Here is a 21,225-nt window from a genome sequence, read left to right on the forward strand (position 1 = left end):
AGCAACCTTGCTGCAACCGTCAGACAAAAAAGACAAGGTCCGGGTCAGCCGGATCAGCGCCACCGCCGGCACGACGGTTATCTACGAGGATCGAGTTTCAACATGAGAGCCAAACGATTCAATTTTGCGCTGGCGCGCTCCGCACATGCGCGCATGCTCGCCGGCATGCTGTCTGCCGCCGCCCTCCTGCCCCTCGCCGGTTGCGGCGGCGGCGGTGGCGGCGACGGCAGCAATCCGTCTTCCTCCAACGCGGCGCCGGCCCCGACGCCTGCTCCGACCGCCCCGACGCCCGCTCCCACCACGGCCGGCAACAATGCATGCACGACGCAGCAGGCCGCCGTGCAGATGGCCGCGCAGTCGGCGCCGGCCGAAGCGCCGATCGATCACCTGATCGTCAAGCTGAAGACGCTGACGGCCACGCGCGCGATGGCCGCCATCGACGACGGGACGCGGCTCGACGCGGTGATCCAGCGCTCGATGACACGCTGGACGGCACCGGCCACCGGCAGCGCACGCGCCTATGCGAGCACGGTCGGGCAAACGCCGGTGAACGTACAGGTCGAACGGACGATCTCGAACGGCGCTGCCGTACTGTCGCTCGGGCAGCGCATGGCCGCCACCGACGCAGCCGCGCTCGCGCAGGCATTCTCAGCCGATTCGGACGTCGACTACGCGGAACCGGATCACCCGATGCAGATCCGCGACACGCCGAGCGACCCGCTCTACAGCCAGCAGTGGTACCTGTCCGACCCGACCGCGGGCATCGACCTGCCGCCCGCATGGAGCACGACCAAGGGTTCGCCGACCGTCGTCACGGCGGTGCTCGACACCGGCTACCGGCCGCATGCCGACCTCGTCGGCAACCTGCTGCCCGGCTACAGCTTCATCAGCAACGTCAACACCAGCAACAATGGCCTGACGCGCGGCCCTGACGCAACCGATCCGGGCGACTGGGTCACGCAGCAGGAACTCAGCAATGCGAACGGTCCGTACTATAACTGCGCGTCCCAGCCGAGCGACAGCAGCTGGCACGGCACCCGCGTGATGGGCGTGATCGGCGCGACTGCGAACAACGGCGCCGGCATCGCCGGCATCTCGTGGCTCGGCCGAATCCTGCCGGTGCGCGTGCTCGGCAAGTGCGGCGGTACGACGAGCGACATCGCGGACGGGATGCGCTGGGCGGCCGGCATTCCGGTCAACGGCGTCCCGAACAACCCGACGCCCGCGAAGGTCATCAACCTGAGCCTCGGCGGCGTCGGCGCGTGCAGCACGACGTTCCAGCAAGCGATCGACGACGTGACCGCGAAGGGCGTAACCGTCGTCGTCGCGGCCGGCAACGACGGCCTGTCGACCGGTCTCGACCAGCCCGCGAACTGCCGTGGCGTGATCAGCGTCGGCGCAACCGACGCGACGGGCCGCCGCGCGTCGTTCAGCAACTTCGGCGCCGATGTCGCGCTGAGCGCGCCGGGCGTCAACATCCTGTCGACGTCGAACACCGGCACCACGACGCCGGGCTCGGACACCTATGGCCTCGCGAACGGCACCAGTCTCGCGACGCCGCAGGTGACGGGGGTCGCCGCGCTGATGTTGTCGGTGAACGGCAACCTCACGCCGGCGCAGATCCAGCAGAAGCTGCAGGGCGGCACGCGCACGACCAAGCTGGCGGCCGGCACGTCGTGTACCGCGATGCCGGCGGGTTCGGGCATCCTCGATGCAGGGGCCGCCATCGCGTCGGCCAACTAAGCAACGCCACCCTGCTTCGACGCGGCCGCGCGCATGCCGATATCGCATGCGCGCGGCCGTTTCATTGCGGGCGCTCCGACGTCGCTCCGATCGCGCATCGACCCGATTACGTTTCTCGAAATAACGACTGACAAAAGGGTTGACGCTTCGCACAGCGACCCATTACCATCGCTCCCGTCTAATTACATGGAGTGTTCTGTGAACACCGATGCGAGTTGTAGTTGGTCCTTGACCAACTTGACTGCTGCCTGAGGAAAACGCGCAGAGCCTCGTCTTCTGCCGCATCCCGGGAAGCAGGATGCGGCGCCCTTCCGGCCTGACTGGTCAGATCTCCCGCCGAATTTTCATTGTTGTCGAATGCACGCGATACGCCGTCGCGCGCGTGCATTCGTGTTGCGCGCAGCGTCAGCTGCGTGCGCTTTCCGTTCGCGTGCCGTCCGGCCGCGCGCCTTCGTGCGTGCGTCGCTGCCGATCGCCCGTGCCGATCATTCACAACCGACAGGAGTGCAGATGAACTCAGACGACAGTAGTCGATTATCGCTCGCCGGTGCGACGCTGCGCATCGCCCCTCCGGCCGCACCGCACGCGCCGGCGAGCGTTCCCGCCTTCTCCGATCCACAACCGATCGCGCCTGACGCGACGCGGCAGGGAGCGCTCGTGCGTCGATAACGTCACGGTCGCTCCCCGCCCGCCGCCTCGTGCGCAGGGACCGACTCATGACAACACGACACAACACATCGCAAAAGAAACAGCGCGGCTTTATCAAGGCCGGCACCGGCCCGCAGAACGACCCGCGCATCATGCGCGCCGCGCAGGAAGCGGCCCGTCCGCTCGAAGACACGCTGAAGTCGCTGAACACCAGCACGCGCGGCCTCACCTACGACCAGGCCGCCGATCGCCTGCAGCACTACGGCCCGAACGAAATCGCGCACGACAAGCCGCCGCACTGGACCCGCCAGTTGCTGCTCTCGTTCCACAACCCGTTTGTCTATGTGCTGCTGGTGCTGGCTGCCATCAGCTTCTTCACCGACGTCTACTTCGCGGCACCCGACGATCGCGACTACGTCGGCATGACGATCCTGCTGACGATGGTCACGATCAGCGCGCTGCTGCGCTTCGTGCAGGAATTCCGTTCGCTGCGCGCCGCCGAGAAGCTGAAGGCGATGGTCCGCACGACCGCGACCGTGCAGCGCGCGGTGACCGACACGTCCGAACCGTCGCGCCGTGAGGTGCCGATGCGCGAAGTCGTGGCCGGCGACATCGTGCACCTGTCGGCCGGCGACATGATCCCGGCGGACGTGCGCCTGCTCGCGTCGCGCGACCTGTTCATCAGCCAGGCCGTGCTGACCGGCGAGGCGCTGCCCGTCGAGAAGTACGACACGCTCGGCGCGGTCGCCGAAAAATCCGCCAGCGCGCGTGCGGCGGATGCCGCGACCGATACGTCCGCATCGCTGCTCGATCTGGAAAATGTCTGCTTCATGGGCACCAACGTCGTCAGCGGCACGGCGACGGCCGTCGTCGTCGCGACCGGCGAGGACACCTACTTCGGCTCGCTCGCGCGCAACGTCGTGAGCCACAAGCGCATCGAGACGAGCTTCGACCGCGGCGTCGCGAGCGTGAGCTGGCTGCTGATCAAGTTCATGTTCGTGATGGTGCCGATCGTGTTCATGATCAACGGTCTGACCAAGGGCGACTGGCTGAGCGCGCTCACGTTCGCCCTCGCGGTGGCCGTGGGCCTCACGCCCGAGATGCTGCCGATGATCGTCAGCGCGAACCTCGCGCGCGGCGCGGTGGCGATGGCACGCCGCAAGGTCGTCGTCAAGCGCCTGAACTCGGTGCAGAACTTCGGCGCGATGGACGTGCTGTGCACCGACAAGACCGGCACGCTCACGCAGGACAAGATCATCCTCGAACATCACCTCGACCTGTCGGGCCACAAGGACGAGGAGATCCTGCGGCTCGGCTGGCTGAACAGCTTCCACCAGAGCGGCCAGAAGAACCTGATCGACATCGCGGTCGTCGCGCGTGCCGACGAAATCGGCGAGCGCGTGAAACCGCAGGGCTACAAGAAGATCGACGAACTGCCGTTCGACTTCGTCCGCCGGCGCCTGTCGGTCGTGGTCGAGGACACGCGCGGCACGCACCTGCTGATCTGCAAGGGCGCGGTCGAGGAGATGCTGGCCGTCTCCACGCACGTTCAGGACGAGGACGGCGTGCGTCCGCTCGACTTCGTCGCGCGCAAGCGGCTGCTCGAACAGGCCAGCGCCTACAACGAGGACGGCTTCCGCGTGCTCGTGCTCGCGACGCGCACGATCCCGCGCGGCGACGAGCGCCAGCAGTACCGCACCGCCGACGAACACGACCTCGTCGTGCGCGGCTTCCTGACCTTCCTCGATCCGCCGAAGGAGTCTGCCGCGCCGGCGCTCGCCGCACTGCGCGAAAACGGCGTCGCGGTGAGGGTGCTGACGGGTGACAACCCGATCGTCACGATGAAGGTGTGCCGCCAGGTCGGCCTCGAACCCGGCAAGCCGATGCTCGGCACGGAAATCGAAGCGCTCGACGACGCGACGCTCGCGGAAGTCGTCGAACGCACGACCGTGTTCGCGAAGCTCACGCCGCTGCAGAAGGCGCGCATCGTGAAGGCGCTGCAGGCGAACGGCCACACGGTCGGCTTCCTCGGCGACGGCATCAACGACGCACCTGCGCTGCGCGACGCCGACGTCGGCATTTCGGTCGACAGCGGCGCCGACATCGCGAAGGAAACCGCCGACATCATCCTGCTCGAAAAGAGCCTGATGGTGCTAGAGGAAGGCGTGATCAAGGGCCGCGAGACGTTCGGCAACATCCTGAAGTACCTGAACATGACCGCGAGCTCGAACTTCGGCAACGTGTTCTCGGTGCTGGTCGCCAGCGCCTTCCTGCCGTGGGAGCCGATGCTCGCGACCCAGCTGCTCGTGCTGAACCTGATCTACGACACGTCGCAGATGCTGCTGCCGTGGGACAAGATGGATCCCGAGTTCCTGAAGAAGCCGCGCAAGTGGGAAGCCGGCAACATCAGCCGCTTCATGCTGTGGGTCGGGCCGACGTCGTCGGTGTTCGACATCACGACGTACATCCTGATGTGGACCGTGTTCGGCGCGGGTGCGATGTATCACCTGAACGGCGGCACCGGCGGCCAGATCGTGATGAATTCGGGCTGGTTCATCGAGAGCCTCGTATCGCAGACGCTCGTCGTACACCTGCTGCGCACGCAGAAGATCCCGTTCCTGCAGAGCACGGCCGCGCTGCCGGTGCTGCTGTCGACGTTCACCGCGATCGCGATCGGCTGCTGGCTGCCGTTCTCGCCGTTCGCGGAATCCCTCGGCTTCATGCACCTGCCGGGTACCTTCTGGCCGTGGCTCGCCGCGACGATGGTCGGCTACATCCTGCTCGCGCAGATCGTCAAGACGATCTACGTGCGCCGCTACAAGCAGTGGTTCTGAACGCCATTTCCTGAAGCCGGCCGGCCCGCGCGCCCCGTGCGGGCCGGCCGGCTCGCCACGCACGACAGGTGATCCAATGAAAAGAATGCTTCCGCTCGCAGCCGCGAGCGCCCTTCTCGCGCCGTTCGATGCCCTCGCCACCCATCCGCTCGTCAGCGACGACACGGGCACGCAGGGCAACGCGAACTGGCAATTCGAGTTCAACGCCGAGGAAACCTCGAAACAGGAAGAAAACGGCCGCCACCAGCTGTGGAACGCGACACTCACGCGCGGGTTCGGCGATCACGCCGATCTCTACGTGAACGTGCCGTACACGCATCTGCAGACACGCACCGACGAAAATGGCGCCGGGGTCGGCGATGTCGAGATCGGCATGAAATGGCGGTTCGTCGAACGCGGCCCGCTGTCGATCGCGCTGAAGCCGAAACTGACGACGCCGACCGGCAACGACCGGCGCGGGCTCGGCACCGGCCGCGTGGGTGCCGGCGCAACGCTGCTCGCGCAGCTCGACGTCGCGCGGTTTTCGTTCCTCGCGAATGCGGGCATGACGTACCAACCGAATCGCCAGGGCGACCTGACGTCGATCTGGGCCGTGTCGGGTGCGGCGATCTACAAGGTGACCGACACGTTGCAGATCGTGGCCGACATCGGCACGTCACGCAACACGGCAAGCAGCGCCGGTGCGAATCCTGCATTCGTGATCGCGGGCGCGATCTATTCGCCGAAACCGTGGCTCGATCTCGACATCGGCTACCGGCGCGGGCTGAACGACCAGACCTACGATCATTCGGTGATGGGCGGCGTGACGGTGCGGTGGTAACGAGCCGATACCCCGTATCGAACCGCATACCCGGCCGCAAGACGACGGGCCGCTTCCAGCGGCCCGTTTTTTATTGCGCGTCGTTCGCGCCGAACAGTTGCGCGCACACGGCGCGCCCTTCGTCGGTCAGCGCGGCGCTGCCGGTGCCGTCCTCGTTCAGCGTCGTCACGCTCAGGCCCGCGGCGTCGAGCTGCGTCAGCACGCGGCGCAGCGTGCTCATCGGCAGTTGCGTGCGTTTCGCGATCTTGGGCAACGACCAGGTCTTGCCGGCCGGATCGCTCGCGGCGTCGTTCAGCGTCGCAAGCGTCGCGACGAGAGCAGGATCGAGCGGGGAGTCGTCGGATTCCGAAGTCATGGGTTGTGGTGGTCGGTGAGCAAGACGGGGCTGTCGTTCGGGCGTCCGGCACGCGATCGGGGCGATCGGGGCGACCGCCGCCGGCCGCGGACACTATACCGCTTCGTCCATCATGCATGCTTGATCGCGGCACGCATGAACGACACGAAGCGTGTGGTGACGGGATCGTCGCGGCCCGACAGCCATGCGAGCCCGACGCGCCACTTCGCGTCCTTGCCGTCGAGCGGCAATACGGTCGCGTCACGCAGCAGATATTGCGCACGCGACGGAATGAACGCGACGCCCGCGCCGGCCGCAACCGATGCGAGCACCGACTGCACGTCTTCGGCCTGCTGCGTCACGTGCGGCACGAAGCGGCGTTCGACGCACCACCGGTCGACCTGCGCGGCCAACCCTTGCCCGCGTGCGCGCTGCAACGCGATGAAGCCGATTTCGTTGAGCGTGCCGAGATCGGCCGGCACACGCTTCAGGCCGAGATGCGGCGGCACCGCCAGCGCCAGCGCCTCGTCGATCACCTTGAACGACGACAGTCCTTCGTCCGATGGCAGACGCAGGAACCCGGCATCGAGCTTGCCCGCGCGCAACCGACGCGTCTGCTCCGCGGACGACAGGTCGCTCAGCGTGACGGCAATGCCAGGATTCCGGCTGCGAAACTCCGCGACGAGCCGTGGCACGAGCGTCAGCACCGACAGGCAGATGCCCAGCCGCAGATGACCGCGCTGCCCGCTCGACAGCTCACGCGCACGGGCGAGAATCTCGTCCGCGTCGCGCACCAGCGCCTGCGCATCGGGCAGGAAACGCTCGCCGAACGCGGTGAGCTCCGCACCATGTCGGCCGCGCTCGAACAGCTTGCCGCCGAGGCTCGCCTCGAGCGCGCCGATCTGCTTGCTCAGTGCCGGCTGGCTCATGTGCAGCGAATCGGCCGCGCGGCTGAAATGGCACAGCTCGGTGACGGTCAGGAATGTTCTAAGAAGTTTCAATTCCATTCTTTAAAGGAATCTCAACGATCAAAACATTCATTTTACCGATCGAATGCGATGACGTTCAATACGGACATGCCCTTTCAGGAATCGCCCGTCATGTCCGTTGATCTCGTCAGTGAATGTCCGCCCGGCGACGCTTCGTGCGCACCGGCCGCCCACGACGGGCGCGCCGCAACAGCCGATCCGCGCCCGCCGAAACGTCGCGCCGGACGCGTCGAGCGTTCCGAACGCGCCGGCGGCCGTGGCCGCGGCTTTCGTTTCGGCGATGCCGTTGACGCGATGAGCGCGATGAACGACGCGCCGCCGCGCCCCGTGACCGGATGGATCGCGCTCAGCTTCGCGGTGGTGTCGCGGCGGAACTGGCCACGTTGAATGGCAGGCGACGCCCGTGCATGCTGTTCATGCCTGCCCTCGCCGTCGCGACGTCACAACGCGCGATGCCCTCACCCGAGCGCCAGGTCGGCGATATCGATGCGATAGCAGTTGCCGTCCGTCGCGACCGCATGAAGCACGCGGCCGCGGCCAGTCATTCGGGCGATCTCGACCGGTTCGGAACCGTCGCGCTGCAAGCGATACGTGCGTACCAATCGAGCGTTGCCACCGCCATCGATACGCACCAGGTACAACATGTCACGTTCCCGATACGAGCCGCAGAGCAGCGCCACGTATCCGTCGGGCTGCGTCACATCCTCCATGACCGCGAACGCATGGCTGCCGCTGACCGGCATGCGCGATGACCAGACGGTTTGCCGGTCGCGCACGCGGGCGAGCGCGAATGTGTTGTAGTAGTAGATCCACGCGTCCCGGTCGTCCGGAACGTTGAGCGCATAACAGCAGTCGATCGGCCCGAACCCCGGCGACGGAGCAAACGCATAGCGCTTCTCGCCGGCCCGGCTCCATGCGATCAACCCTGGCGCACCGACCGGCGAATCCCAGCCCAGATTGCCGTAAACGCCCTCGTCGAAATAGGACGTCCAGATTTCCCCGGCAGCCGTGGCCTGCACGGCCGCGATGCCGTCGCCGAGCAGAATTGCGCCGCACGGCGTGCCGTCGCGCCGATAGAACCGGCCATTCAGGTCGAAATCGTCGTCCCCGCGGCGGACGGACCGGCAGCACACCAGCAACAGATCGTCGCCGACAGGCTGGATGTCGTGAATATTGAACGGCGCGTTATCGATCACGCAGTCCAGGCGAACCTCGGCGCCCTGCCAGGCAATCACGCGATACCGCTGCGACGCCGACGGCACAATTTTCGCAAACGACCCGCCGCTCGATAGCGTCCGGTCATCGCGCGGCTCCAGCGCAAACGCCATGTACAACGCGTCATCCGGTCCGACGTTGCAGGCAACCAGTTCCCCCGTCGCGGACAGGCTGTCGATCGATACGCAAGGCTGCACGGGTAACGCGTGCGGGCGGCTGGACATGGGCGCTCCTGAAAATGATCTCGACATCTTGCCGGCTGTTCCATCGTTTGTCAGGCAGGCGCGGCATATCGACGCAAATCGCCACGCAAAGCGGCGTCACCCCGCCGAACAGTGCCTGCGCCATTCGCCGGATCGCGGATCGTTTCCCGCCTTCAATCGTCATCGCCCCGCGATCGACCGTATAATTTTCCGCATCCCGCTGACCACCCATACGTTCCACGCAGCCTCACCGCGCGTGAAAAGGAGACGTTCGCTTGACCGGCCTCATCGCGCGCCTGCCCTTCGCCCGAGCCACCCTGCTCGTCGCCCTGTCGATGCTGGTGCTCGCCTTCTCGACAAACGCATCGTCCACGCCACGCAACCCGCCGCCGCGCGCCGCGCACGCTCATGCGCCGGCGAAAGCCGTCAAGAAAACCGTCAAGAAGAAGCCGGCCCAGCGCAACAAGAAGGCCGTCAAGCATCGCCGCCCGCGTGTGAAGCACCAGGCAGTCAAGCGTCACGCGGCACCGGCCCCGCAGCAGCGTCGCGCCAAGCGCGCGACCGCCGTGCGCCCGCGCCCGGCCGCCAAGCCGCGCCTGATGGCGAGTTGCGGCTACAGCCCGCGCGCGGTCAATTCCCTCCATTCACGCGCGGCCTACGTGCTCGACGTCGACTCCGGCACGCCGCTGCTGGCGCGCAACGCACGCGCCGTGCGGCCGATCGCGTCGATCTCGAAGCTGATGACGGCCGTGGTCGCACGCGACGCCGACCGTCCGCTGAACGGCGTGCTGCGCGTCACCGCGCACGACCGCGACACGATCAAGTTCACCGGGTCGCGCCTGCAGGTCGGCTCGGAACTGTCGCGCCGCGAGATGTTCCATATCGCGTTGATGTCGTCGGAAAACCGCGCGGCCGCCGCGCTGAGCCGCGACTATCCGGGCGGACGCGCCACCTTCGTCAAGGCGATGAATCGCGAAGCGCGCCGGCTCGGCATGCGCCATACGCACTTCCGCGAGCCGACCGGCCTGTCGCCGCACAACGTGTCGACGGCCGAGGATCTCGCGAAGCTCGTCGGCGCGGCGGCGCAGGATCCGCTGATCCGTTATTTCTCGACGGATACGTCGACCACCGTGCGCCCGGGCGACGGCGAGTTGCTGTATGTGAATTCCGACCCGCTCGTCCGCTACCGCCGCTTGCCGATCCGGCTGCAGAAGACCGGCTTCATCAACGAGTCGGGGCACGGCGTCGTGATGCGCATGCGCGTGAAAGGCCGCCGCGAAACGGTCGTGCTGCTCGGCGCACCCACGCGCGCGGGCGTCTCGAGCGATGCCATCAAGATCCACCGCTGGCTGTCCTGCTCGATCCAGTAAGCGCACACGGGCGGCCGGCGCGTTCACCCTATGGGAGCGACGCCATGCAGGACGAATACCGCTTCAACGCATTCGGACGGCTGCTGGCCGTCGTGCGCACGAACGGTCGCTGGGCCGTGTTCGATCTTGGCACCGAAGGCAAACGGCGCCCGGCCAACCTGCATGTTCCGCCGACGCTCGCCGCCGACGAACTCGCGCAATACCTCGGCGACCTGCTGCACGAGAACGCGACCCCGAGATACAGCGAAGTCGTCCCGCTCCCGCTCCGCAGCGCATGACCGCCCTCCCGCTGCACCTCGATTCGGCGGACAATTCGACAGTTAAACTTGCAAGTTTAACTGTCGTGCCATATGATCCGTCGCATGAACCCGCCACGCAAACCCGGCGTTTCCGCCGACATCGTCGCCGCTGACCTGACCCTCGCGGTCGGCCAGCTGATCCGCCGGCTGCGCTCCGAGATCGAATCCGGAGGGCTCGGCATGTCCCAGACGAGCGCGCTCGCGCGCCTCGAACGGCACGGGCCGATGACGACCGCCGACCTCGCGCGCGCTGAAGCGATGAAGCCGCAGTCGATGAAGGCGACGCTCGCAAGCCTCGAGGAAGACGGTCTCGTCGAACGAGAACCGCATCCGACCGACGGCCGCCAGATCCTGTTCCGGCTGACCGCGGCCGGCCTCGATGCACGGCTCAAGCGCAACGCCGCGAAACACAAGTGGCTCGGCGCCGCGATCGAGCAACTGGATCCCGAAGACATCGACACGCTCGCCGCCGCGATCCCGCTGATCCGCCGCATCGGCGAGCAATGAATCCGGCCAGCGCGCCCCACGGCATTCGCGCGCACGGCTTTCCTCGTCCCTTTCACGGAGTCCCATCATGAGCGCAACCCGTCTCGACACGAACACGGCACTCGTCGTCATCGACCTGCAGAAAGGCATCGTTGCCCTCCCCACCGCGCACCCGGTCGAACCGGTGATCGCGCACACCCGCACACTGCTCGACGCATTCCGCCACCGCGGCCTGCCGGTCGTGCTCGTCAACGTCGCGGGCGGCGCTCCGGGCCGCACGCAGCAGCAGGTGCGCGTGGACCCGCTTCCCGCCGACTGGGCCGAACTCGTGCCCGAACTGAACCGGCAGCCGGGCGATCACCTCGTGACGAAAAAGACCTGGGGGGCATTCACCGGCACCGACCTCGACGCGCACCTGAAGGCGGCCGGCGTCACGCAGATCGTGCTGGCCGGCGTCGCGACGAGCATCGGCGTCGAATCGACCGCACGGCAGGCGTACGAACTCGGCTACAACGTCACGCTCGCCGTCGACGCGATGACCGACCTCGACGTGGACAGGCATGTGAACAGCGTCGAGCGTCTGTTCCCGCGCCTCGGCGAGACGGGCACGACGCAGGACATCGTCGCGCTGCTCGACCGGCGCGGCGCGTGAGCGACCCGCACGCCCGGACGGCGCAGGGCCGCGCGGCCGGGCACCCCGATCCGTCGATCTGGAAGGTCAGCGCGGTCGCGGTACTCGGCTCGCTGCTGTCGCAGCTCGACGCGACGATCGTCAACGTGTCGCTGTCGAGCCTCGCGACCGACCTGCACGCGAGCCTCGCGACGATCCAGTGGGTGACGAGCGGCTACCTGCTCGCGCTCACGCTGGTGCTGCCGCTGAACGGCTGGCTCGTCGACCGGATCGGCGCGAAGGCGCTGTATCTGTGGTGTTTCTCGGCGTTCACGCTCACGTCGGCGCTGTGCGGGCTCGCATGGTCCGCGCCGTCGCTGATCGCATTCCGCGTGCTGCAAGGCGTGAGTGGCGGGCTGCTCGCGCCGATGGCGCAGATGATGATCGCGCGCGTCGCCGGCCAGCAGATGGCGCGCGTGATCGGCTTCGCGGCCGTGCCCGTGCTGCTCGCGCCGATCCTCGGCCCGGTCGTCGCCGGCGCGATCCTGCAGCACGCGTCGTGGCGCTGGCTGTTTCTCGTGAACCTGCCCGTCGGCATGCTGGCGCTCACGCTGGCCGTGCGGTTCCTGCCCGGCGACCGCGACGACACGCAGCCGCGCGAACTCGACTGGGTCGGCCTGGCGCTGCTGTCGCCGGGGCTCGTGCTGTTCCTGTACGGCATCGAGCGGATCAACGAAGCACTCGGCATCGCGGCGATCGTCGCGGCCGCGCTGTTGCTCGTGACGTTCCTGCGGGTCGAAACGCGCAAGGGCGACCACGGGCTGATCGACCTGGCGCTGTTTCGCGGCAAGGTGTTCGGCGCAGCCGCGTCAACGCAGTTCCTGTCGAACGGCGCGCTGTTCGCGGGCCAGATGTTGATTCCGGTGTTCCTGATCCAGGCGTGCGGCCGCACGCCCGGCGAAATGGGCTGGCTGCTCGCGCCGATGGGCCTCGGCATGCTCGTCACCTACCCGTCGATGGGCGCGCTGACGAACTGGTTCGGCGTGCGGCGGCTGGCTGCCGCCGGCGCGTTGCTCGCGCTGTTCGCGACGCTGCCGTTCGTGTTCCTCGCACTGACCGGCTACGATCCGTACTTGCTCGTGCCGGCGCTGTTTCTGCGCGGCATGGGCCAGAGCGCAATCGGCGCGCCGTCGATTTCCGCCGCGTATGCGTCGGTCGAGCGCCGCAACCTGCCGATGGCGACGACCTCGCTCAATATCGTGCAGCGTCTCGGCGGCCCGACGTTCACGACGGTCTGCACGCTGTTCCTCGCGTGGCGGCTGCAGGCCGAATCGGTGGCGAGCGGCGGCACGCAGGCGAACGCGTATGCGTGGGCGTTCGGCCTGCTTTGCGCGCTGCACGCGGCGAGCTTCGTCACGACGCTGCGGCTGCCGTTGGCGTCGGCCGGTGCGGGCGGGAAACCCGCCGGCGCCGGTTCGCGCTGACCAAGGACATTGCGTCGCGCTGCGCCTCGCGCGGCATCGCCACGGCAGCCACATCGGCACGATCGGCACCGCCAGCAACGCGCCGAGCCCTGCATTTAGCGAGTGCCACTGCCGCTCCGTGGTTGCAACGCAGGCAGCGCACGCCGGCCGCAACGGAACGCGCCCGCCACCTGCGCAACGGCTTCGCGCGCTTGCGGGCTGCCGCCCGGCGCCGGTTCCCGTTAAACGATGCCCGATTCCTGCGACGCCAACGTCGTACCGGCGGCTTCCAGGGCCTCGTGCAGCGTCGGGAAGATGCACGACGCGCCGACGATCTCCGTGATCCGGTGACGATCCATGTCCGCGCGCAGATAGCGGCTGACCCGCCCGAACAGCACGCCGATCCCGCGTGCGTGCAGCATCCTGACGAGGTCGGCCAGCGTCCGCGCGGCCGAATAGTCGATGTCGGTGATCGCGCCCGCATCGACGACGAACCAGCGCGTCGGCACCGGCGCCGCATCGACGAGCTCGATCACTTCGGCCGTGAACAGGTGATCGTTCGCGAAGAACAGGTCGGAGCCGAACCGGTAGACGATCAGCCCCGGCGCCGTCATCGCGCCGCGCCTGGCAGGCACCGGCTGCCACCGTCCATTGCCTTCGACCGGTTCGAGCACCATCGTGTGCGGCTGGTAGCTGTGGCGCACGTGCCGCATCAGCGACAGCGCGACGGCCAGCAGGATGCCGTGCTCGACGCCGACCGTCACGACGGCCACGGCCGTCACCAGCGCGAGCGTGAATTCGCCGGGGCTTTCCTTGCGGATCGCGGCGAGGCTGCGCAGGTTGATCAGCCCGAGCGCGATCGTGAACACGATGCCGGCCAGCACCGCATGCGGCAGGAACTGCAGATACGTGCTGAAGAACAGCAGGACCACCGCCACCACGGCCGCGAACGCGAGATGCCCGATCTGGCTGCGCACGCCCGCGCCGTCGGCCATCGCCGTCTGGGTCGGGCTGCCGTTGACGACGAACGCGCCGCCCACCGCCGCAGCCGCGTTAGCGGCCGCCAGGCCGAGGATGTCGGCGTTGGTGTCGACCTCCTCGTCGTACTGCTGCGCGAACACGCGCGCGGCGGCCGCGCTCTGCGCAATGATCATCACGAAACACGACGCGGCGACCGGCACGAGATCGAGGAACTGCTGCCACGTGACGGACGGCCAGCGCAACGGCGGCAGCCCGCCCGCGACCGGCCCGAGCACCGCGATGCCGTGCGCGGCGAATCCGAACGCGGCGCTTGCCGCGATGCTGCCCGCAACCGCGATCATCGGCATCGGCACGCGCGGCAGGAACCGCTTGCACGCGAGAATCGCGACGACGACGAGCGCCGCGAGCGCGAACGTCGGCCGGTTCGCGTGGACGAGATGCGTGACGACGTAGAAGAGCTGCGCCAGGCTGCGCGACGCCGGGTACGGCACGGCCAGCCCGAGCATGTCGCCGAGCATCGCGATCGACACCTGCACGCCGACGCCGGCGAGAAAACCGACCAGCACCGTGCGCGACAGGAAATCGGCGAGAAAACCGAGCTTGAAGATGCGCGCGAGCAGCAGCATCGCGGCGGTCAGTAGCGCGACCATGCCGGCCAGCGCCACATACTCGGCGCTGCCGGCCGGCGCCATCGACGACAGCCGGCTCGCGAAGATCGTCGCGGTCGCGGAGTCGGCGGCCACCACCAGATGCCGCGACGCGCCGAAGCACGCGAACGCGACGAGCGGCAGGAACACCGTGTAGAGGCCCGTGACGGCCGGCATGCCGGCGATGCGCGCATAACCGAGCACCTGCGGGATGTCCATCGACGCGAGCGAAAGGCCCGCGAATATGTCGCGGATGGCCCCGCCACGGCGGATCGGGAGGATGCCTTTCAGCAGCCGCACGCCCGACGGGCGGCTTTCGTTGAAATCTTGCATGCGTGGAATGCGTGATTACGGGGTGACGTGGTTCGCAAAGCCGTTCGCGCATCGTGCCCCGGACAGGCATCGCATGGCAAGTGCGCAATGCATCCGGCCACACGCACGTGCGGCGACTTGCGGTGATGCGTTTTCATCACCCGCCGTCACCCGATTACAGAGGATACCTGCGCAATGGTGAGGAGGTTCGGGAGCCGCGCACCCGGCATCCACGGCAACGTGCCTGGAACCCGATGGCACAATCACGGTCCCTTTCATGTGCCCTTCACCGGGCGCGCGCCGCGCCGCGGCGCCGATTCAACGCACAAGAAGGCCCCTGTTCGCCCCTATGACCCTGAACGAATCCTGGTTTGCGCCGCTCGTCGGCATCCTCATCCTGCTCGCCGCCGCCGGCGCGATCACCGCCGTCGTCCATTTCCTGCTGTTCCGCGTGGTCGCGCGGCTCGCACGGCTTTCCGCCACGCGCGTCGACGACGCGCTGTTCGAGTTCGGCGCGTTCAAGTGGCTGAACCGCATCGTCCCGTTCGTCGTGATCAAGCTCGGCCTCGGCGCGGTGCCCGGCATTCCGGACAAGGCCGCCCAGGTCGCCGACAAGGTGCTGTTCGCGCTGCTCGTGTTCCTCGTGTCGATGACGATCAGCGCGACGCTGTCCGCGCTCGAACACACGCATCGCACGCACCATCGCGACCAGCCGCGCCTGTCGCTGAAAGGCGCGATGCAGCTCGTCAAGCTCGTGATGTTCATCACCGCCGCGCTGGTCGTGATCGGCGATGCTACCGGCAAGCAGATCGGCCTGCTGCTGTCCGGCATCGGCGCGATGTCCGCGGTGCTGATGCTGATTGTGGAAGAACTCGATTTACTTCCGGTGGAACAACCAAATAACTTCCAATTTGGGCGAAATCAACCGAATGGAACCAATCCCACAAATGGCTGACTAAATCATATATCTTCCGTGCTCGCCACATTTAAACGATAAACCGTCCAAGCTCCGCTCTACCTTTCCTGCGGTTGTCGTCCAGCCCACTGGGTGGCGATCCAATTGGCGCGACGTCAATGTTCCGAAGGAAGCCTGTCTCAAACCTCTCTCGATACAAAGGTTCCTCGCCCCGCGACAATGCGGATCGGGAGAGTCGGTTTAGGAGCCGCATCGGCTTGATTCATGTCCCTTGCGACATCGAAATCGATACTGCGCGTGCCAACCTTTCCATTCTAGTTCCAGCAACTTCAGTCCGTATGGACGAAGTGCCTCTCGCATTCGATTCAACTGATCGAGTGACAACGTTGCTGCTCCATAAAAATTCCTTTCATCGGCCTACCCGCGCATAGAGGCCCAGAAGTCGCCCCCTCAACGCATGATTCTCACAAGTTACTCTTGTGAAATCGAGGTCACCTGCGCCATGCCCTGACCAGTCACCGAGGGTTGCGCAATCTTATTTCTCAGATTGCGAAATAACCTCCCCAAAATCGAACCCTTTTAACTTATTCTGCTCCACCAGCTCCCTAAAACGCTCGGAAACAAATACTGTTGCAGGACTTTCTTTTAGGCGAAATATATCACCCCCCTCGATACGACTTCTCAGAAGATATATCTTATTAAAAACCGTCGCCTGAGGATAGACTTTGAATTTTGACGCGTCCATATCGACGGCATTCTCTATCAGCCTGGTTACATGAAATCCGAGCATGCCTTTTATCGGAGCCTCGACCTGCAATACCTCCCCGCTGTCGTGAAGTAGCGGCGCCAATGCATCAAATGCCCTCTCACTAAACACGAGAAACGGAGATAGCATCGTATGAACGTCGCTAGTCTTTTTTCTGCGTGAAGTGCCCCACGTAAGCTTAACGGGGTTATAATCTTGACCAAACCCTCGCCCGCACAGAGCGGTTGCTCGTATAGCTACGCTCTTGTCATATGCTATTTCACCATCATCATCGACTTGAACGAGAGGCTGAAATGCCTCATCCTGTCTCATGCCATAAATATTACCCATATAGCCTCACAATTCAGAAAGAACGGACTTCCAAGGCGTATCTCTGGATGCATTCTGCAGCGTCTCTCTTATCGCTTGCAATTGGTCAAGAACAGCTTGCTTGCCACCCAGATCAGCCCTTTGCAGGAGTTGGTTGACCTTCTGAAAATAAACATCAGGATGCTTCCCATTATGCAATATGCCGCCAAGATTGTCGGCATTATTCCTATTAGGCAAAAACACCCCATTCAATTCAGAGTCAACATCAATACCGTATTTTGTCAAAATAGCACGCGCAGGCGCAGCTTGCTTCGAAGTATCGCCGACGATATGGTGCGCAGCAGAGTTGGCCGGGCGAGTTATGCCCGACTTCTCCATATTGTTACTCAGCTTGACTGAACACCAACCCCATGGGTCGGTCCATTGCTGAGAATTCGGGCCATAGGCATATAGATTTCCGCCGCCGTATAACCCAATCGGATCCTGATTGATAAACCGTCCCACGTCCGGATCATAGAACCGGAAGGTGTTGTAGTGAAGGCCCGTACTTTCGTCGGCATACTGACCGGCATAGCGTAGCGGCTGATCCGTCCGCGCGGTTGTGAGCTGCCGCCTGCTCGGCTCGACTTTGCCCCACGCCGTGTATTGCCCCGCCCACGCCAATTCGCCCGCCTCGTCGGTGAGCTCTTGCGGCGCCCCCGCCAGATCCGTATGGAAGTGGTAGATCCGCGATGCTCGCCTCGCCGTATCGATCGCGGCCGCCGCCAGGGCCTCCGCGATCACCGCATCGACGCGGGCCGCTGGCGAGTACGGATCATCCGGACTGTACACATAGCTGCTCACGCCTGTCTCGCGCACCTCCTGCGCGAGGCGCAACCCTTCCCATACGAACCGTTTCGTCTCGCTGCGCAGTTTCACGCCACGTACATCGAATGTGGTATCGGTCTTCGCAATGCGCCGGCCCAGCGAATCGTACTGGAAGCGTGTTTCGACCGCGCCACGCGCGTCCTGCGTACGCACCGAAATCAGCCGGTCCTGCCCGTCGTAAATGAAGCGCTGCTCCTGGTTGGCTCCGCTAAGCTTCGTCGCCAGATTGCCGAACGGATCGTATTCGAAGCGCAGGTCTTGCCACATCCGCAGACGGTTGCCTTCTACGTATCCGCGACTCTTGCGCTGTGCGTCGTCGAGCATGTTGCCTGCGGCATCCCAAGCAAATTCCTCGAGCTGCCGATCCATGGTGTTCACGCGACGTGTCAGTTGTCCGGCCGGATCGTAGCTGTACTGCGTGCTGCCACGCAGGCTGTCGCTGGTCTCGATCAGTTCGCCCGCTGCGTCGTAACGGTAGTTACGCCACAACTGCCCGCGTCCTCGACCGAGTGCGTCCGGTTGGAAGCCAGCGGACTGCCAGACTTTTCGGCCAAGCGGATCATAGGCAAAACGCTGAGTCAGCCGCCCCTGCGTTCTCGCGATCTCACGATGCAGATCGTCACGCTCGAAGTCGCTCACCACCTGATCACCGCAGCGGATCTGGTGAACGTGACCGGAGCCGTAACGCAGCATTTGTAGCGTCTGATCGTTCGGCAGCGTCAGCGATATCACGTTGCCGAGTTCATCAAGCTCGTATTCAACGTCGCCATTCGCACCGTGTTCGGCGACAAGACGACCGACCTTGTCGTATTCGAAATGCACTACGTCCGGCGTGATGCCGAGTGCAATACCCGCCGACGTCGGTGTACGCTCGACCTTCACCAATTGGTCATTCTTGTTGTGCTCGTAACGTGTAACATCGGTCGGCGTATGCTGGACCTTTAGGTTACCCATCCGGTCGCGTTCGAATCGGATCGTACGGGTCGGACGATCCGCCGTCGCATAACGGTCCGGCGAGCCCACGATGTCCAGACCCAGCAATTCACCGCCTTCGCCATACTCGAATCGCCGCTGGACACCGTCCGGCCTCGTTTCGGTCAACAGACGTCCGCCAGGGCTGTACGTGAACGCATAGCGCGCGTGGTCCTGCTGGAGTTCGCGCAAGCGCCCCGCCGCGTCATAGTAATAGCGGGTCCGTCGTCCGGCAGGACCGATCGCTTCGACAAGTTGACCGCGTGCATTGCGCAGCGACTGCTGTATCCGTCCTCCGAGGCCGACGTGCCGCACGACTAGCCCGGCCGCGTCGTAATCGAAAGTCTCCGTGCTGCCGTCGGAATACGTGATGCGACGTGGTTCGCCGGTCGGACGTACGTCATACACAACGCGCTGCCCCAGCGCGTTCTCGCGTGCAAGCGGCCGTCCAAACGCATCGAAACTGCTGCGCGTGGTTTTACCGGAGCAGTCCGTATAGGCAACCAATTCTCCGAGACGATTCCACTCAAGCGTCTTGCGTCCGCCACGCACGTCGATATGCGCGATCGGCAACGCGGTCAGTCCCTTCGGATACTCGTAACGATTCTCGCGGCCAAGCGGATCCTGGCTCGACAGCAACCGGCCTTGCGGATCGTATTCTGCACGCCAAGCCCCACCGTCCGCCCCGACAACTTCCACGGGCCGCATGCTGTTACCGTCATAGTGAGTGCGAGTCGTGCGGCCAAGCGGATCAGTCTCGGCGACGATTCTGCCTGCGTCGTCGTACTCGAATTCGGCCGTGCGCTCACCCGGCAGCATCAGCATCACCGGCATGCCGGCGTCGTTGTACTTGATCCGGTAGAGTCCGCCGTCGAAGTCGGTGTACTCGACAATCTGAAACTGTGCGTCGAAGCACCAGTGCGCAGTGCGGCCATCGACGTACCGTACGCGGGTCTGACGGCCCTCGATGTCGTACTCGAGCGTCGCGTCCTCGCCCTCGCTGGTGCGCGTCGCGACAACCCGCGGCTGCCCTTCGATCGTCGACCACACGTAACTCGACGTGAAACCCAGTGCGTTCACATGACTCGCCATCAGGCCGTTGGTATATGCGAACTGGCGCACGACCGCCCCATTTGCATCCGTCACCGACGCCAGCTGGCCGTTCTCATCGTACCCGTAAGCGACGGCCAGCCGGCGCTCATCGCCATGAACGAGCGTGACCGCGCCAAGGCGTCCGTGTTCCTGCTCATAATCGAGCACGGCATTCAACCCGCCGCACGTCAGAATCTCGGTGACGCGGCCGCGGCTATCACGCTCGAACTGGCACCACTGCCCCGCCTGATCCTCAATGCGGCGCACCCACGCGATGCGGCCGGAGTCCGGCTCGTATCGGCCGAAGTCGTAATATGTCTCGCCGATGTCATGCAGGATGTAGCGGCCGTCGGGCGTACAGGTCAGATACCGTTGCTCGGCCTCGCTGAATGCAGCTTGCCCGGCACGCAGCAACGGAAATCCGCTCTCGCGCCCTTGCGCGTCGGTGTACCAGAGTCGCCCGTCGCGGGCATGCAGACGAAGCTCCCACGGCGCCACCCAGCCGCGCCCGAGCGTCCCCGCGTAGTCGATGCTGCTCGAATAGAACCGCTTGATCGCGACCGGCATCGGGCTCGGGATCACGAAGTCGGTTTCCGATTCGGCCAATAGGATTTTTCTTCCCGTCGTGACGTCGACCGGGTTGCCGAACATCCCGCTGATCGCCTTGTTGATCGCGGGCCCGGCAACGTAGCGTCCGAACGCCTCACCGAGCACGTACCCGCCGATGAACTTCGCAGCGCACGGCAGAACCGCACGCGACAGCCCGCCAGCCTGCTTCAACAAGCCGCCCAACCCGCCGACCAGCCCCGCAAGCACGAACGCCCACTCCGTCGCGGTCCGCAGCCATGGCGGCACTTCGTCATCAACCGGCAGGTACGTCTGCGTGCCGCCGTGAAAGAACGTGTCATGCGAACCGCCGGCGATCGTCGCGCCGCAGGTAATCTTGTCGTCCTTTCGCGCCGCGGGACGCCCATTGATGAAAATGTTCGTCGAGCCTTGCGCGACAAGCGGGATGGGATTGTGCTTGCTGCAAGCCACGCCGCTCAGCGTCGCGTAGGCCGCCGACATGGAGTTGACGTAGACGTCCGGTGAACCAGTAATGATGTTGCCGGATTGCGAACTGAACATCTTGCCGATCGACTCCCCTATTGATAGGAGAGCCTGCGCTCCGATACCGGCCATCATGCCAGCCAGCAACGCCACGCCGAAGCCGCATGTAAATGTGGCGAAGGCTACTGCGGCGATCAGGGCAATGCCCAGCACGGCTCCGACCAGAAAGCCCGCAAGTGCGCTGGTGTGATCGATCGGATCAGTGACTCGTGCGGCTTCGTACACGATGATTGTCCTTT

15 protein-coding genes and 1 pseudogene are annotated in these 21,225 nt (G+C 65.2%); 10 read left to right on the top strand and 6 right to left on the bottom strand.

Annotation, left to right across the window (positions count from 1 at the left end; translation table 11 throughout):
- The first annotated feature begins 102 nt into the window (after positions 1-102).
- The 3 genes from HWX39_RS06865 (at position 103) to HWX39_RS06875 (ending at position 6,045) form a co-directional block, all read left to right on the top strand.
- On the top strand, positions 103-1,743 hold the full coding sequence (locus HWX39_RS06865) for a S8 family peptidase (protein WP_175966438.1): 1,641 nt from the start codon (positions 103-105) through the stop codon (positions 1,741-1,743).
- 716 nt (positions 1,744-2,459) lie between these two features.
- Positions 2,460-5,225: a magnesium-translocating P-type ATPase gene (gene mgtA, locus HWX39_RS06870; RefSeq protein WP_175966441.1), complete on the top strand. Its 2,766-nt coding sequence runs from the start codon at positions 2,460-2,462 to the stop codon at positions 5,223-5,225.
- Positions 5,226-5,301: 76 nt separating this feature from the next.
- Positions 5,302-6,045: a transporter gene (locus tag HWX39_RS06875; RefSeq protein ID WP_175966443.1), complete on the top strand. Its 744-nt coding sequence runs from the start codon at positions 5,302-5,304 to the stop codon at positions 6,043-6,045.
- Between the two features lie 70 nt (positions 6,046-6,115).
- Here HWX39_RS06875 and HWX39_RS06880 read toward each other — a convergent pair whose 3' ends face one another.
- A complete protein-coding gene (locus tag HWX39_RS06880; RefSeq protein ID WP_175966445.1) occupies positions 6,116-6,400 on the bottom strand; it encodes a transcriptional regulator in 285 nt (94 codons plus the stop codon).
- A gap of 110 nt (positions 6,401-6,510) precedes the next feature.
- Positions 6,511-7,386, bottom strand: coding sequence for a LysR substrate-binding domain-containing protein (locus HWX39_RS06885; protein WP_175966447.1), 876 nt, complete (start codon positions 7,384-7,386; stop codon positions 6,511-6,513).
- Positions 7,387-7,437: 51 nt separating this feature from the next.
- Here HWX39_RS06885 and HWX39_RS06890 point away from each other — a divergent pair, with 51 nt between their 5' ends.
- On the top strand, positions 7,438-7,755 hold the full coding sequence (locus HWX39_RS06890; protein ID WP_175967619.1) for a hypothetical protein: 318 nt from the start codon (positions 7,438-7,440) through the stop codon (positions 7,753-7,755).
- Positions 7,756-7,826: 71 nt separating this feature from the next.
- Here the strand turns inward: HWX39_RS06890 and HWX39_RS06895 are convergent, their stop codons facing one another.
- The gene (locus HWX39_RS06895; protein WP_175966449.1) at positions 7,827-8,807 is read right to left on the bottom strand and encodes a hypothetical protein; all 981 of its coding nucleotides are present in this window, start codon (positions 8,805-8,807) and stop codon (positions 7,827-7,829) included.
- Positions 8,808-9,061: 254 nt separating this feature from the next.
- Between HWX39_RS06895 and HWX39_RS06900 the strand changes: the two genes are divergently transcribed.
- From HWX39_RS06900 to HWX39_RS06920, 5 genes are all read left to right on the top strand, one after another.
- Positions 9,062-10,156: a serine hydrolase gene (locus tag HWX39_RS06900; RefSeq protein WP_175966452.1), complete on the top strand. Its 1,095-nt coding sequence runs from the start codon at positions 9,062-9,064 to the stop codon at positions 10,154-10,156.
- Between the two features lie 44 nt (positions 10,157-10,200).
- Positions 10,201-10,434, top strand: a complete 234-nt coding sequence (locus HWX39_RS06905; protein WP_175966454.1) for a hypothetical protein — start codon at positions 10,201-10,203, stop codon at positions 10,432-10,434.
- A gap of 72 nt (positions 10,435-10,506) precedes the next feature.
- Positions 10,507-10,962, top strand: a complete 456-nt coding sequence (locus HWX39_RS06910) for a MarR family transcriptional regulator (RefSeq protein WP_175030829.1) — start codon at positions 10,507-10,509, stop codon at positions 10,960-10,962.
- A gap of 67 nt (positions 10,963-11,029) precedes the next feature.
- On the top strand, positions 11,030-11,593 hold the full coding sequence (locus HWX39_RS06915) for an isochorismatase family protein (protein WP_175966456.1): 564 nt from the start codon (positions 11,030-11,032) through the stop codon (positions 11,591-11,593).
- Positions 11,590-13,035 (top strand): DHA2 family efflux MFS transporter permease subunit, encoded by a 1,446-nt coding sequence (locus HWX39_RS06920; protein WP_175966458.1) that lies wholly within the window; start codon positions 11,590-11,592, stop codon positions 13,033-13,035. The genes HWX39_RS06915 and HWX39_RS06920 overlap by 4 nt, the downstream gene beginning before the upstream one ends.
- Positions 13,036-13,256: 221 nt before the next feature.
- On the opposite strand, the gene HWX39_RS06925 is transcribed toward HWX39_RS06920, so the two are convergent.
- Positions 13,257-14,975, bottom strand: a complete 1,719-nt coding sequence (locus tag HWX39_RS06925) for a SulP family inorganic anion transporter (RefSeq protein WP_175966460.1) — start codon at positions 14,973-14,975, stop codon at positions 13,257-13,259.
- Between the two features lie 328 nt (positions 14,976-15,303).
- Between HWX39_RS06925 and HWX39_RS06930 the strand changes: the two are divergent.
- Positions 15,304-15,825, top strand: a pseudogene (locus HWX39_RS06930) (mechanosensitive ion channel family protein); the annotation flags it as partial.
- Positions 15,826-16,405: 580 nt separating this feature from the next.
- Here HWX39_RS06930 and HWX39_RS06935 read toward each other — a convergent pair.
- Both HWX39_RS06935 and HWX39_RS06940 read right to left on the bottom strand, forming a co-directional pair.
- Complete coding sequence (locus tag HWX39_RS06935) at positions 16,406-16,966, bottom strand: DUF1629 domain-containing protein (protein WP_175966463.1); 561 nt, start codon at positions 16,964-16,966, stop codon at positions 16,406-16,408.
- 6 nt (positions 16,967-16,972) lie between these two features.
- A complete protein-coding gene (locus HWX39_RS06940; RefSeq protein WP_175966465.1) occupies positions 16,973-21,211 on the bottom strand; it encodes an RHS repeat-associated core domain-containing protein in 4,239 nt (1,412 codons plus the stop codon).
- Positions 21,212-21,225: the final 14 nt, after the last annotated feature.

This window comes from Burkholderia sp. BCC0322, assembly GCF_902833045.1.
In the GTDB taxonomy this organism is placed as follows: Bacteria; Pseudomonadota; Gammaproteobacteria; order Burkholderiales; family Burkholderiaceae; genus Burkholderia.

Bases quoted from the DNA above. Each gene is read 5' to 3' on its own strand.
- HWX39_RS06875 (WP_175966443.1), top strand. From the start codon at position 5,302: ATGAAAAGAATGCTTCCGCTCGCAGCCGCGAGCGCCCTTCTCGCGCCG.
- HWX39_RS06915 (WP_175966456.1), top strand. From the start codon at position 11,030: ATGAGCGCAACCCGTCTCGACACGAACACGGCACTCGTCGTCATCGAC.
- HWX39_RS06865 (WP_175966438.1), top strand. From the start codon at position 103: ATGAGAGCCAAACGATTCAATTTTGCGCTGGCGCGCTCCGCACATGCG.
- HWX39_RS06880 (WP_175966445.1), bottom strand. From the start codon at position 6,400: ATGACTTCGGAATCCGACGACTCCCCGCTCGATCCTGCTCTCGTCGCG.
- mgtA (WP_175966441.1), top strand. From the start codon at position 2,460: ATGACAACACGACACAACACATCGCAAAAGAAACAGCGCGGCTTTATC.
- HWX39_RS06885 (WP_175966447.1), bottom strand. From the start codon at position 7,386: ATGGAATTGAAACTTCTTAGAACATTCCTGACCGTCACCGAGCTGTGC.
- HWX39_RS06895 (WP_175966449.1), bottom strand. From the start codon at position 8,807: ATGTCCAGCCGCCCGCACGCGTTACCCGTGCAGCCTTGCGTATCGATC.
- HWX39_RS06910 (WP_175030829.1), top strand. From the start codon at position 10,507: ATGATCCGTCGCATGAACCCGCCACGCAAACCCGGCGTTTCCGCCGAC.
- HWX39_RS06905 (WP_175966454.1), top strand. From the start codon at position 10,201: ATGCAGGACGAATACCGCTTCAACGCATTCGGACGGCTGCTGGCCGTC.
- HWX39_RS06935 (WP_175966463.1), bottom strand. From the start codon at position 16,966: ATGGGTAATATTTATGGCATGAGACAGGATGAGGCATTTCAGCCTCTC.
- HWX39_RS06890 (WP_175967619.1), top strand. From the start codon at position 7,438: ATGACGTTCAATACGGACATGCCCTTTCAGGAATCGCCCGTCATGTCC.
- HWX39_RS06925 (WP_175966460.1), bottom strand. From the start codon at position 14,975: ATGCAAGATTTCAACGAAAGCCGCCCGTCGGGCGTGCGGCTGCTGAAA.